The sequence below is a fragment of the Rhodococcus sp. NPDC055024 genome (assembly GCF_053608585.1).
The window spans coordinates 214,991-227,831 of sequence record NZ_JBSGVT010000003.1 but is presented as its reverse complement, the minus strand read 5'-3'; the positions used below and the strand labels follow the sequence as shown (position 1 = coordinate 227,831).

General features: G+C 64.3%; 10 protein-coding genes. 3 read left to right on the top strand and 7 right to left on the bottom strand.

Annotated elements, in window-relative coordinates:
* Positions 1 to 149 precede the first annotated feature (149 nt).
* The 3 genes from mutA to meaB are packed head-to-tail and all read left to right on the top strand — an operon-like array spanning position 150 to position 5,331.
* Complete coding sequence (mutA, locus tag ACWF6P_RS09815; protein WP_452620898.1) at positions 150 to 2,045, top strand: methylmalonyl-CoA mutase small subunit; 1,896 nt, start codon at positions 150 to 152, stop codon at positions 2,043 to 2,045.
* A complete protein-coding gene (scpA, locus tag ACWF6P_RS09810) occupies positions 2,042 to 4,294 on the top strand; it encodes a methylmalonyl-CoA mutase (protein ID WP_452620897.1) in 2,253 nt (750 codons plus the stop codon). The genes mutA and scpA overlap by 4 nt, the downstream gene beginning before the upstream one ends.
* 17 nt (positions 4,295 to 4,311) lie before the next feature.
* Entirely contained in the window at positions 4,312 to 5,331 is a 1,020-nt protein-coding gene (meaB, locus tag ACWF6P_RS09805) for a methylmalonyl Co-A mutase-associated GTPase MeaB (RefSeq protein ID WP_378544224.1), read from the top strand.
* A 62-nt stretch (positions 5,332 to 5,393) separates the two neighbouring features.
* On the opposite strand, the gene ACWF6P_RS09800 is transcribed toward meaB, so the two are convergent.
* The 7 genes from ACWF6P_RS09800 to ACWF6P_RS09770 all read right to left on the bottom strand — a co-directional run bounded on the left by ACWF6P_RS09800 (position 5,394) and on the right by ACWF6P_RS09770 (position 12,773).
* Complete coding sequence (locus tag ACWF6P_RS09800; RefSeq protein ID WP_452620896.1) at positions 5,394 to 6,341, bottom strand: sulfite exporter TauE/SafE family protein; 948 nt, start codon at positions 6,339 to 6,341, stop codon at positions 5,394 to 5,396.
* A gap of 233 nt (positions 6,342 to 6,574) precedes the next feature.
* On the bottom strand, positions 6,575 to 7,609 hold the full coding sequence (locus ACWF6P_RS09795; RefSeq protein WP_452620895.1) for a nucleoside hydrolase: 1,035 nt from the start codon (positions 7,607 to 7,609) through the stop codon (positions 6,575 to 6,577).
* Complete coding sequence (locus ACWF6P_RS09790; protein ID WP_378533049.1) at positions 7,602 to 8,078, bottom strand: OsmC family protein; 477 nt, start codon at positions 8,076 to 8,078, stop codon at positions 7,602 to 7,604. The genes ACWF6P_RS09795 and ACWF6P_RS09790 overlap by 8 nt, the downstream gene beginning before the upstream one ends.
* A 31-nt stretch (positions 8,079 to 8,109) precedes the next feature.
* On the bottom strand, positions 8,110 to 9,411 hold the full coding sequence (locus ACWF6P_RS09785) for a CoA transferase (RefSeq protein ID WP_452620894.1): 1,302 nt from the start codon (positions 9,409 to 9,411) through the stop codon (positions 8,110 to 8,112).
* 19 nt (positions 9,412 to 9,430) lie between these two features.
* Positions 9,431 to 10,306, bottom strand: a complete 876-nt coding sequence (locus ACWF6P_RS09780; RefSeq protein ID WP_452620893.1) for a 3-methyladenine DNA glycosylase — start codon at positions 10,304 to 10,306, stop codon at positions 9,431 to 9,433.
* Between the two features lie 3 nt (positions 10,307 to 10,309).
* Positions 10,310 to 11,398 (bottom strand): hemolysin family protein, encoded by a 1,089-nt coding sequence (locus tag ACWF6P_RS09775; protein WP_378630164.1) that lies wholly within the window; start codon positions 11,396 to 11,398, stop codon positions 10,310 to 10,312.
* Entirely contained in the window at positions 11,391 to 12,773 is a 1,383-nt protein-coding gene (locus tag ACWF6P_RS09770) for a hemolysin family protein (protein WP_452620892.1), read from the bottom strand. The genes ACWF6P_RS09775 and ACWF6P_RS09770 overlap by 8 nt, the downstream gene beginning before the upstream one ends.
* Positions 12,774 to 12,841 lie beyond the last annotated feature (68 nt).

The following is a 12,841-nucleotide window of genomic DNA, read 5'->3' as shown; positions in this document are numbered from 1 at the left end:
TCGTGAACGGCGTCGTGAACGGCACTGTGAAGAACCTGACGTGATCCTCACGATATCTGAGCTCAGACGCGGGTTAGCATCACAGAACTAACGAACAATTCCGATTATCGGTACAGCGCTCACGCTAAAAATGAGAGGGAGCGGACACAGTGTCATTAGCTTCAGAAGCCGAGGCTGTCGAGCAGGCATACGCGGAGTGGCAGCGCTCCGTAGCCGGTGTGCTCGCCAAGTCCCGCAGAGTCGATGCGGCAGAACTGGGCCCCGAGCCACAGAAACTGCTCGAAACCGTCACCTACGACGGCGTCACTGTCGCACCGCTCTACAGCCCACGCGACGAGCGTCCCGAGCAGACCCTGCCGGGCACGTTCCCGTACGTGCGGGGTGTCGATGCTCACCGTGACGTCAATGCCGGCTGGTTGGTCTCCGCTACATTCGGAACCTCCTCCGCAGCCGAGACGAATCGCAGCGTCCTGGACGCCCTCGAAAACGGCGTCAGCGCACTCTGGTTGAAGGTGGGCGGGGGCGGCGTTCCGGTCACCGACCTCGCCGCTGCGCTCGAGGGCGTGCTTCTCGATCTCGCGCCGCTGACGCTCGACGCAGGCGCGGAGGCCGGCGATGGCGCCCGCGCACTCTTCTCACTCCTCGACGCGCGTGCCGAAGCCGGTGACGGCGTCAGTGATCGCGCCGGTATCCGCATCCACCTCGGTGCCGCTCCGCTGACCAGTTCGTTTTCCGGCTCAGCCGACGTCGAACTTGCCGACGCCGTCGAGTTGGCTGCCCTCGCTGCAGCTCGCGCGGAAACCGTGCACGCGATCACCGTCGACGGCACGGCGTTCCACAACGCCGGTGCCGGGGATGCCGAAGAACTCGGAGCCGCGATCGCCGCAGGCCTCGAATACCTCCGCGCACTCACCGCAGAGAGCGGCCTGACCATCGGTGCTGCGTTGTCGCAGTTGGCTTTCCGCTACTCGGCAACCGACGATCAGTTCCAGACCATCGCGAAGTTCCGTGCCGCACGTCTCGTGTGGGCACGTATCGCCCAGGTCTGCGGAGCTTCCGATTTCGGTGGAGCGCCCCAGCATGCGGTCACCTCCGCCGCGATGATGGCTCAGCGCGATCCCTGGGTGAACATGCTGCGCACCACCCTCGCTGCATTCGGCGCCGGTGTCGGTGGAGCAGACGCGGTGACGGTACTTCCGTTCGACGTCGCGCTTGCCGACGGCACCCTCGGCGTCAGCAAGTCGTTCTCCTCACGCATCGCCCGAAACACACAGTTGCTCCTGCTCGAAGAGTCGCACCTGGGCCGTGTCCTCGATCCTTCGGCCGGATCCTGGTACGTCGAAGACCTGACACAGCAGATCGCAGCCACCGCGTGGGAGTTCTTCCAGGAAATCGAAGCAGCCGGCGGATATCTGGCTGCACTCGAGGCGGGAATCGTCTCCGGTCGCATCGCCGCCACCAAGGCCAAGCGCGACTCCGACATCGCACATCGCAAGACCACCGTCACCGGTGTCAACGAGTTCCCGAACCTCGGTGAAACACCGCTGTCCGCCGAAGCAGTCGAGCCCGGCCAGTCCGTCGCCCGCTACGCAGCTGCGTTCGAAGCGCTTCGTGACCGTTCGGACGCGTTCCTCGCCGCCGGCGGCGCCCGCCCCACTGCGCTTCTCGCGCCGCTGGGCTCGGTCGCAGAACACAACGTGCGCACCACGTTTGCGTCCAACCTGCTCGCTTCGGGCGGCATCGACGCAATCAACCCCGGCCCGCTCGAGGTGGGTGCCGAGGCCATCTCCGCAGCCGTCAAGGCTTCCGGCGCCACCGTCGCGGTGCTGTGCGGCACGGACAAGCGTTACGGCGAAAGTGCCGCAGCAGCCGTCGCCGAACTTCGCGCCGCCGGTATCACCAAGGTGCTGCTGGCCGGCCCGGAAAAGGCAGTCGCAGACGCGACCGGCGATTCTCGCCCGGACGGATTCCTCACCGCCCGCATCGACGCAGTGTCGGCACTGACCGAACTGCTCGACTTCATCGAGACGGGAAGCTCCAAGTGACGACACGAGAGGTCAAGCACGTGATCGGCAGTTTCGCCGAGGTCCCACTCGCGGACCCGCAGTCTCCGGCACCCACACCGCCGTCGGTCGAGCAGGCCCAGGCGCTCATCGAAGAGGGTGCCAACGCCAACAACTACGCCGCCGAGCAGGTTGTCTGGTCCACTCCGGAAGGTATCGACGTCAAGCCGGTGTACACCGGCGCAGACCGCACGGCCGCAGCCGAGTCCGGTTACCCGCTCGACAGCTTCCCGGGCGCAGCGCCGTTCCTGCGTGGTCCGTACCCGACCATGTACGTGAACCAGCCGTGGACCATTCGTCAGTACGCCGGCTTCTCCACTGCCGCCGAGTCGAATGCGTTCTACCGTCGTAACCTCGCGGCCGGTCAGAAGGGCCTCTCGGTCGCCTTCGACCTCGCCACGCACCGCGGCTACGACTCCGACCACCCGCGCGTTGCCGGTGACGTCGGAATGGCCGGTGTCGCAATCGATTCCATCCTCGACATGCGTCAGCTCTTCGACGGAATCGATCTCTCGCAGGTGTCGGTCTCGATGACGATGAACGGTGCCGTGCTGCCGATCCTCGCGCTGTACGTCGCAGCGGCAGGGGAACAGGGTGTCACCCCGGACAAGCTGGCCGGAACGATCCAGAACGACATCCTCAAAGAGTTCATGGTTCGTAACACCTACATCTATCCGCCCAAGCCCTCGATGCGGATCATCTCGGACATCTTCGCGTACTCCAGCGCGGAAATGCCGAAGTACAACTCCATCTCCATCTCGGGCTACCACATCCAGGAAGCCGGAGCGACTGCCGATCTGGAACTGGCATACACCCTCGCCGACGGCGTCGAGTACATCCGCGCCGGCCTCGACGCCGGGATGGACATCGACAAGTTCGCGCCTCGCCTGTCCTTCTTCTGGGCCATCGGCATGAACTTCTTCATGGAGGTCGCAAAGCTCCGCGCCGGACGCCTCCTGTGGGCCGAGCTGGTTGCCAAGTTCGACCCCAAGAGCGCCAAGTCCCTGTCGCTGCGCACCCACTCGCAGACCTCGGGCTGGTCGCTGACCGCGCAGGACGTCTTCAACAACGTTCCGCGTACCTGCGTCGAAGCCATGGCAGCCACGCAGGGACACACCCAGTCGCTGCACACCAACGCTCTCGACGAAGCCATCGCTCTGCCGACGGACTTCTCCGCGCGTATTGCCCGCAATACCCAGTTGCTGCTGCAGCAGGAGTCCGGCACCGTTCGCCCGATCGACCCCTGGGGCGGCTCGTACTACGTCGAGTGGCTCACCAACGAGCTCGCCAACCGGGCACGTAAGCACATCGAAGAAGTCGAGGAAGCCGGCGGAATGGCTCAGGCCATCAACGAGGGCATTCCGAAGCTGCGCATCGAGGAAGCTGCCGCTCGTACGCAGGCGCGCATCGACTCCGGTCGTCAGCCGTTGGTCGGCGTCAACAAATACGTTCCCGACGAGGTCGACACGATCGAGGTTCTCAAGGTCGAGAACTCCAAGGTGCGTAAGGAACAGCTCGAGAAGCTGGTTCGTCTTCGCGCAGAACGTGATCCGGTAGCCGTCGAGGCTGCACTCGCCGACCTCACGCGCGCAGCAGCGTCCACCGAAGGCGGCATGGAGAACAACCTCCTCGCACTCGCCGTCGTTGCGGCCCGCGCCATGGCTACCGTCGGCGAGATTTCCGACGCCCTCGAAAAGGTGTACGGACGCCACCAGGCGGAGATCCGCACCATCAGTGGTGTGTACCGCGACGAGGCAGGAACGGTGAGCAACATCAGCAAGGCGATGGAATTGGTCGAGAAGTTCGCCGAGGACGAGGGACGTCGTCCCCGCATCCTCGTTGCGAAGATGGGCCAGGACGGTCACGACCGTGGCCAGAAGGTCATCTCCACGGCATTTGCCGACATCGGATTCGACGTCGACGTCGGACCGCTGTTCCAGACCCCCGAAGAGGTCGCCAACCAGGCGGCCGACAACGACGTCCACGTAGTCGGTGTGTCGTCGTTGGCAGCCGGTCACCTCACCTTGGTGCCGGCGCTTCGGGAGGCTCTGGCTGCGGCCGGTCGTCCCGACATCATGATCGTCGTCGGCGGCGTCATTCCGCCCGGTGACTTCGACGAACTCTACGAGGCCGGCGCTGCTGCCATCTTCCCGCCCGGAACCGTCATCGCCGACGCCGCCAGCGGATTGTTGGAGAAGCTCTCCGCCCAACTGGGTCACGACAACAGCTGAGAAGGGGGTCACTGAAGATGGCACGTCAGCCCATCGACACGCCGTCGCCAGCGGCAAGGCCATCAGTTGATTCTCTCGCCGAGGCGGTACGTGGAAATCAACGTGCCGGCCTCGCTCGGGCGATCACCCTCGTCGAGTCCACTCGCGACGACCACCGGGCTCTGGCGCAGCAGCTTCTGCTGAAGTTGCTGCCCGAGGCCGGGGGAGCACACCGGATCGGCATCACCGGCGTCCCCGGCGTCGGCAAGTCGACCTTCATCGACGCGCTCGGAATGTACTTGCTGGAGAAGGGGCATCGGGTTGCGGTGTTGGCGGTCGATCCGTCTTCCACCCGCACCGGTGGCTCCATCCTCGGCGACAAGACGCGCATGGCTCGCCTCACGGTCGAGAAGAACGCATACATTCGTCCGTCACCGACGTCCGGCACCCTCGGCGGTGTTGCAAAGGCAACCCGCGAGACCATCGTGCTTCTCGAGGCTGCCGGTTTCGACGTCATCCTCGTGGAAACGGTGGGCGTCGGGCAGTCCGAGGTCACCGTCGCGAACATGGTGGACTGCTTCACGTTCTTGACCCTCGCTCGTACGGGCGATCAGCTGCAGGGGATCAAGAAGGGTGTACTCGAACTCGCGGATCTGGTCGCGGTCAACAAGGCCGACGGCAAGCACGAGCGCGAGGCGAAAGGCGCAGCCCGCGAACTGGCCGGAGCGCTGCGCCTGATCTACCCGCACGACGCCATCTGGAAGCCGCCCGTCATCACGATGAGCGGCCTCGAAGGTGTCGGTCTGGACGAGTTCTGGGGAACTGTCACCAAGCACCGTGAGGTGCTCACCGAAGCGGGACAGTTCGAGGAGAAGCGTCGACAGCAGCAGGTCGACTGGACCTGGACGATGGTCAACGATCAGCTGCTACGCAGGCTCTCCAGCAACGATCGGGTTCGTGCGATCCGGGCCGACGTCGAGCAGAGCGTGCGCGACGGTTCGCTGACAGCAGCGTTGGCTGCGGGGCGGATTCTCGACGCGTTCGACGGAAGCAACTAAAGGCGAAAGCAGGAAATCCCGGGTATCCGAGCGCGGATACCCGGGATTTCTTCTGTGACGAGTTATCGTTCGCGCTTGGCTGCAGGCTCGGTGAGTTCGGTCTCGACCGCGAGTTCGACTCCCGTGAAGTCGCCTTCTGCTTCGGCCGGGGTGAGCGTGGACCGCTTCCACGCGTAGAACAGCAACGCTGCCCAGGCAGCGATGATGGTGAGGTATCCGGCCACCGTGACCGCTCCGGTGATGTCGAAGGATTTGAACAGCTTCTGCGCGTTGGTCAACACGATCACGCCGCCCACTGCCGTTCCGAGCAACGTCGCGGGCACGCGGCTGACCAACCACGCCGCAAACGGTGCTGCGATCACACCGCCGAGAGCGAGACCGGCAACAACGAGGAGGTTGCCCATCGACTCGTGACCGAGCCCGATGAGAAATCCCAGTGATGCAGCGGACGCGACCAGGAACTCCGACGCGCTGACCGAGCCGATCACCGTGCGCGGCGCGGTCTTGCCGCGGGAGAGCAGTGTGCTGGTGGTGATCGGGCCCCAACCGCCGCCACCGGATGCGTCGATGAAACCACCGAACAGGCCGAGCGGAGACAGGAAGCGAGCGGTATGCGGGGTGGTGCGAGCATTCGCGACGGCCGGTGGACGGACCGAAAAGCGAAGTGCCACATAGACACCGATTGCCAGCAGAATCGTCGCCGTGATGGGGACCGCAGCTTCGGTCGACAGACCCGAGAGAACGGTGGCACCGATAAATGCACCGACCGCACCCGGCACGCCCAGCTTCGCGACCAACTTCCAGTCGATGTTCTTGAACTTCCAATGCGACACCCCCGAAGCGAGAGTGGTGCCGACCTCGGCCAGGTGAACCGCGGCGCTCGCCTGAGCCGGACCGAGCCCACCGATCATCAGCAGAGTGGTTGCGGTGACACCGAAAGCCATACCGAGAGCGCCGTCGACGAGCTGGGCGCCGACGCCGACAAGAGTGAACAAAAGAAGGTTGAACATGAGAAGACAGACTCCGAGCGAAGAAGCGACAAAGTCAGGGGTGCAGGCAGCGAGAAATCGCCGCTCAGCAACACGCCTGATCGAAGCATGCGCTACGACGAGTGGGCCAGAACGCCATCAATCCGAGCGCAAATGCCGGGGAGGCATCGTGGCTGGAAATCTGCACGTCAGGGTCCTTCGGTTCTCGTTCGTTGGTGTTCTGTCCATGCGAGCATAGCCGGTGCCGCGCTCGATCAACCCACGGCGCGGGCGTAATTTCCCACTCGGTGGACAAGTCGATCGAAGAATTCCGCCGGATCGGTGCTGACCGCGATGTCCGCGTTAGGTTCGCGTTTCCAATGTCCGACCCAGTCCGCGACAGTGGTTCCGACCAACAGTGGGCTCTCGGTTTCGACATCCACCGTTGCCGGTTTCAGGGTCGCCAGGGCCGGGTCGAGCGCGACAGCAGCCGCAAACGGGTCGTGCATGTGAGCAAGAAATCCCTGGTCGTACTCGCGATGGAACTCCATGTAGAACCGGATCGCGTCGGACATATGCCGGATCACGCTGTTGGAGGCGGAGCTGCGGACGTCGGGGCCGTCGTCAGGAGAGATAATCTCTTCCGGCGTGCTCCCGGCAGCGTCCGCGAGCCGACGCACATGTTCGGGGAACATCTCGATGGATTCGGTGACGTTGAGGCCGCAGATGATCGGACGTCGGTGCGCGGGCACTACCGAGAACGCGTCGAACACTTCCTTGGCGGCGTGCGGATCGACCGAGACGTTCCACTCCGCAGTCGGCGTCGTGTTGCCCGGATAGTTGAACGACCCACCCATCACGACCAGTCGTTTCAGCAAAGAGGGAAGGTCGGGTTCGCGTCTGATCGCCAGGGCCAGATTGGTGAGCGGTCCCGTCACCAACCCCGTGAGTTGTCCGGGGTACTCACGGACGAGATCCACCCAGAGGTCGGTGGCGGTACGAACCGAGAGCTCACGACCCGAATCGGGGAGCACGGCATGCCCGATTCCTTGCGGACCGTGAGTCTCCTCGGTGGTGCGCAGCGGGATGACCAGGGGCTCGCGGGCACCGAGTGCAACCTCGATGTCCGGGGCCCCGCAGAGCGCGAGCCAGTTCAAGTTGTTGGCCGCGACCTGTTCCACGGGAACGTTGCCGGCGGTACTCGCGATCCCCACGATCTCGGCCTCGGCGCTGGCGAGTAGATAGAGCAGTGCCAGCGAGTCGTCGATACCGGTGTCGACGTCGACAATCAGCTTGTGGACATCACTCATCGGTGGCCACCAGGATCGTCGGGGAATGCAGGACCGGGAAGTTCACCGAACGAGCGATGAAGCACTTCGTGTGTGCCGGGCCGTGAAGATCTTCGGCCGTCTCGACCATCGACGCGTCGGCGACCAACACCGTCGGATTCAAGGTCACTTCGATGAACTGCCCACCGCCGTCGGACTCCTCGATCATGCTGCCGACCGGCTGATCGCTGTAGTCGAGAACGACGACCCCGGCGGCCGCTGCCAGGCCAAGGTACCAGAGCATGTGGCACTGGGCGAGCGAGGCTACGAGCAGTTCCTCGGGATTCCACCGCTGCGCGTCACCGCGGAACGAGGGATCGGAGCTGCCGAGAAGCTCCGGCTTCCCGACCGCGGATATTGCGTGATCGCGCGAATATGCCTGTGTGCTGGACGTTCCGGATCCCAGATCGCCCGTCCACTGAAGGTCGAGTGTGTAGGTATGTGACTTCACAGGTCCATCTTGCCCTGAATGTGCCGGTCCCTCAGTGTGCCCACTCCGCCGGATCCGATCCCCACGAATGTGCCGGTGAAGGGTAGTCCTCGAACTCTGCCAACGCGGGTCGTGCGGTGGTCACGTCGCCGTGGTTGACAACAGCATCGAAGCCGGGGGCCGTCGGCAGGCCGGGGTGGAGGCTTCGCCCAGGCGCGTCCAGAAGGCGGGCGCAGGTACCTGCCAGCGACACGTCGACAGCGCGGCCACGGCCGTCGTGCGAGCGCATGGTCAACGCGTCGAGGATCCCTGCTGCAAGGAAGTACCCGCTTGCGTGGTCGAGTGCCTGTGCGGGAAGGGCGCCGGGTTTCTCTCCACCCTCGAGGAACGAGATACCGGACGCGGCCTGCACGATGCTGTCGAAGCCGCGCCGATCCGCCCACGGACCTTCCCAACCCCATGCGCTGACACGACCGTGAATCAGGTGCGCGGGAAGATCTCGCCCGATGAGCGCTTCGAGTGCACCCGGCCGGTAGCCGGTGACCAGCACGTCGGCTGTTTCGAGGAGTTCGCGGAACGCTGTCGCACCCTCCGAGGATTTCAGGTCGAGAAGCGCCGACCGCTTGCCCTGGCCACTGTCGAGGTGCTGCCATCCGATTTCAGGGATCGCCGGGGGATCGATCCGTAGAACTTCGGCGCCGACCAGAGCGAGGGCGCGGGTTGCGACCGGGCCGGCGATGACGCGGGTCAGGTCGAGAACGCGTGGGCGCGTCGGAAGTGCGCGCGGTTTCCCCATCTCGCGTGCTCGGATGGATACCAGAGGCGCAGACCTCGCGGCTGCACACTGCTCACTCAGGCGCCACTCGGTCTCGGTACGCACGCGAACCGCGATGGCACCGATCTCGGCGGCTTGCTGTTCGATCTCGATAGCAGAGAGTTCGGATATACGTTGCGCCACTGCTTCTTTGGACGATCCAGGTTCGAGTTCCAGAATGGTGAGCAGTCGGTCGCGATGGTGCGGATAGTTACCGTGCGTGCGGACCCAACCGTCACGGGCGGCGAAGAATCCCGAGTACTCGGAAAACCCGTTGATCGGTTCGCCTCCGGTGCGGAACAGGCGATCGCTCGAAAAGGACGCGGCGATACGCTCGGGATTCAGGGTCCAGTGCCCGGATCCTCGATCAATCGCAGAGGCGAACGCCGCAACCGAACCCGCAGCGAGGTCGAACACCGGCAAGTGCGCCGCGAGAAAGCCCGCCGAGTCCGGGCATTCGATGTGCCCGCGCCGGTCATCGGTTTGCACCCCGACGTCGCGTTGGTATTCGTCGAGATAGAACCCGTACCCGTGATCCATACGACGCCTTTCGGGCAGTTCAGTGGTCGAGAAGCTCCCGACACTTCTTTGCCAGCGTATCGCGGAGCGGCGCAGCACGATCCGCCAAGTGCTGTTGCTGGCGCACGTATTCGGCGCGTCCGGCGGGAGTTTCGATGCGAATGGGGGAGTACCCGTACTCGGCGAGGTCGTAGGGGCTCGCGCGCATGTCGAGTTCACGGGCCAGGAGCGCGTGTTCGAAGCACCGCATCACCAGATCCGAATCGACGAGCGGCAACAATTTGAAAGACCACTTGTACAGGTCCATACCGGCGTGCAGGCAGCCCGGCTGCTCGTGGTCCGCCTGAGTCTCCCGGGCAAGGGGGAGCGAATTCTTGGGGGCCGCGTCCGGCGTGAAGAACCGGAACGCGTCGTAGTGCGTGCATTTGAGCGGCAAGGATTCGACGACCGCGTCGGTACCCGCGAATCCGAGCCGCAGCGGCACGGATTGGTGCCGGATCGCATCCTCGCCGCCGCGATAGACCATCGCCCATTCGTGCAGGCCGAAGCAGCCGAGCACAGCGGGCCGCGCAGACGTCTGGTTCAACAGATTCCACACGAATTCGACAGTGTGACGGCGCCGCTCGAGCACTGAAACGTCGACCGTCGCGGTACCCGAATCGACGCGGTAGCCGGAGAAGGCTGCGTATTCACCGGCATTCTCGAGCGCGACTCCGTAGCCGGGGTGCCAGCGCCGCAGTTGAGCGGGCTTGAAGTTGTAGTACGTGAAGAGGAAGTCGTGCACCGGGTGCGAGATACCGGCGCTACGACGCGCTCGGTGCGGCTCGACGAGCTTCTCCACCTCCTCGAGGTGAAGTGCCCGCCGAGCCGTCCACTCGCTCTGCGCGAGTGCGAGTGAGTGCACCGAACGTGTCATCGATCAGCTGTTTCGTTGTCCGGGAACAGCATCCGTGCCGCGGTGCGTGCCGTCGCGAACAGTGCCGACGTACTCCTCGAGGAGATCCTCGAGCGCGACGATACCGATCACCACTCCGTCCACGTCGGTGACTGCACCGAGGTGCGAGCTGGCCCGACGAAGGCCGGCCAACGCTTCGGCCAGCGGCGTGCTGAGCGGAACGATCGGCAGCGGGCGGATATCCGACGTCGGAACTACGGTGTCCGGTCCGGCAGCTTCGTCCAGAACCTCGTCGAGCACGTCCTTGAGGTGCACGTATCCAGCCAGGGATCCGTCGCTCGCCCGCACCGGGTAACGCGAGTATCCGGTCTCGATGACTGCACGCTCGATCTCACCCAGTGTTGTTCCCGACGGTGTGAGGGGAATGGTCCGAACCTTGTCGAGGGTGATCAGAACCTCGGACACCGTGCGATCGGTCGATTCGAGAGCCTGCTTCAACCGACGGTGTTCTTCGGCGTCGATCAGACCTTCGGATCGCGATTCACCGATCATCGCGGACAACTCCACGGCAGAGACCGTGACGTCGAGTTCGTCCTTCGGTTCGACGCGCAGGAGCTTCAGCACGCCGTTTGCGCACAGGTTGTAGAACGCGATGATCGGGCGAGCGATCTTGATGAAGGCCAGATGCACGGGAACGAGCAGCATGGCCGTCTTCTCGGGGCCGGCCAACGCGATGTTCTTCGGAACCATCTCGCCGAGCAGGATGTGCAGCACGACGACGAGCGAGAGCGCGATCGCGAACGAGATCGGGTGCAGCAGCCCGTCAGGCAGGCCGACGGCTTCCATCGGCACCTCGAGGAGGTGCGCTATGGCAGGTTCGGCGACCTTACCCAAAAGGATCGAGCAGATCGTGATACCCAGCTGAGCCGCCGCGAGCATCAGCGACAGGTTCTCACCGGCCTTGATGACTGTGAGTGCCCGCTTCTTGCCTTGCGCGACCAGTGCCTCGAGACGGTCACGGCGAGCGGAGATCAGCGCGAATTCCGCGCCGACAAAGAATGCGTTGCTCGCGAGCAACACTACGGTCAGGAGAACGCCGAAGAGGTTATTCATCGTCGGACTCCTTCTTGTCGTGGTCGGCGGATTCGGGTTCGACGTCCGCCGGGACCGGCGTGATGGTCACTCGATCGATACGACGGCCGTCCATGCTGGTCACTCGGGCGATCCACTTTCCGCGGGAATCCCCGGACGAGTCGATGTCGGGCAACTCCACTTCGTCACCTTCATCGGGGATGCGCCCCAATTCGGTGAGCACCAATCCGCCGAGGGTGTCGTAGTCGCCTTCGGGCGCGGTGTATCCGGTAGCCGAAGTGACCTCGTCGATACGCAGGAGACCTGAGCACGACCATCCGTCGCCGACGCGTTGCACGTCCAGCTCGGGCTCGTCGTGTTCGTCGCGCACATCGCCGACGATTTCCTCGATGAGGTCTTCCATCGTGACGATGCCCGCAGTTCCGCCGTATTCGTCGACGACCAGAGCGACCTGCATGCCGTCCGAGCGGATCCGCTCCATGACGGTGTCACCGTCCAGGCTCGACGGCACGACCGGAACACGTTGAGCCAGACTGTCGACTCGCGTCGTGCGCCTGCGCTCGGCGGGAACCGTGAACGCGTGCTTGATGTGTACGACGCCGACCGTGTCGTCCAGATCACCGCGAACGACCGGGAAGCGCGAGTAGCCGGTCCGCGACGCCGTCACGATCAGGTCTGCGACGGTGTCCGAGAGTTCCAGCGATTCGATCTTCACTCGCGGGGTCATCAGTTCTTCCGCGGTGCGGTCACCGAACTGCAGCGAACGGTCTACGAGCATCGCCGTGCCCTTGTCGATGGAGCCGCGCTGCGCGGACGTCCGCACGAGGGATCCGAGTTCCTGCGGTGAGCGTGCCGAGCGCAGTTCCTCCGCGGGTTCGATGCCCAGGCGTCGCACGATCCAGTTGGCAGTTCCGTTGAGACCGTTGATTGCCCACTTGAAGATCAGCGAGAAGCCGGCCTGCAGGCCCGCAGTTGCACGGGCGGTGGGCATCGGCTTGGAGATTGCGAGGTTCTTGGGTACGAGCTCGCCGAAGATCATCGAGAACGACGTCGCGAGTACCAGCGCCAAGATCAAAGATGTTGTCGAGGCAGCGGATTCGCTGAGTCCGACGGCCTTCGCAACCGGTGTGATGAACCGCGCCAGAACGGGCTCGGCCAGGTAACCGGTGATCAGTGTCGTGATCGTGATGCCGAGTTGGGCACCGGAGAGCTGGAACGAGAGAGTCTTGTGCGCGTGTTGAACCTGGCGCGAGCGTCGGTCGCCGTCGCGAGCGGCTTCGTCGACGGTACTGCGCTCGAGCGCGGTCAGTGAGAATTCGGCCGCCACGAAGAGGGCGGTGCCTGCAGTCAGCGCGATGAAGCCGAAGAGGCTGAGAATGGTGAAAACGATGTCCATGTGTCATCGCCACCTGAGTTGTGCACGGGGGCCGCCGGGTTTGTCTCCCGGCTCGCTAGAGGAGCCCT

Bases quoted from the DNA above. Each gene is read 5' to 3' on its own strand.
- ACWF6P_RS09780 (WP_452620893.1), bottom strand. From the start codon at position 10,306: ATGACACGTTCGGTGCACTCACTCGCACTCGCGCAGAGCGAGTGGACG.
- ACWF6P_RS09770 (WP_452620892.1), bottom strand. From the start codon at position 12,773: ATGGACATCGTTTTCACCATTCTCAGCCTCTTCGGCTTCATCGCGCTG.
- ACWF6P_RS09800 (WP_452620896.1), bottom strand. From the start codon at position 6,341: ATGTTCAACCTTCTTTTGTTCACTCTTGTCGGCGTCGGCGCCCAGCTC.
- ACWF6P_RS09795 (WP_452620895.1), bottom strand. From the start codon at position 7,609: ATGAGTGATGTCCACAAGCTGATTGTCGACGTCGACACCGGTATCGAC.
- ACWF6P_RS09785 (WP_452620894.1), bottom strand. From the start codon at position 9,411: ATGGATCACGGGTACGGGTTCTATCTCGACGAATACCAACGCGACGTC.
- ACWF6P_RS09775 (WP_378630164.1), bottom strand. From the start codon at position 11,398: ATGAATAACCTCTTCGGCGTTCTCCTGACCGTAGTGTTGCTCGCGAGC.
- meaB (WP_378544224.1), top strand. From the start codon at position 4,312: ATGGCACGTCAGCCCATCGACACGCCGTCGCCAGCGGCAAGGCCATCA.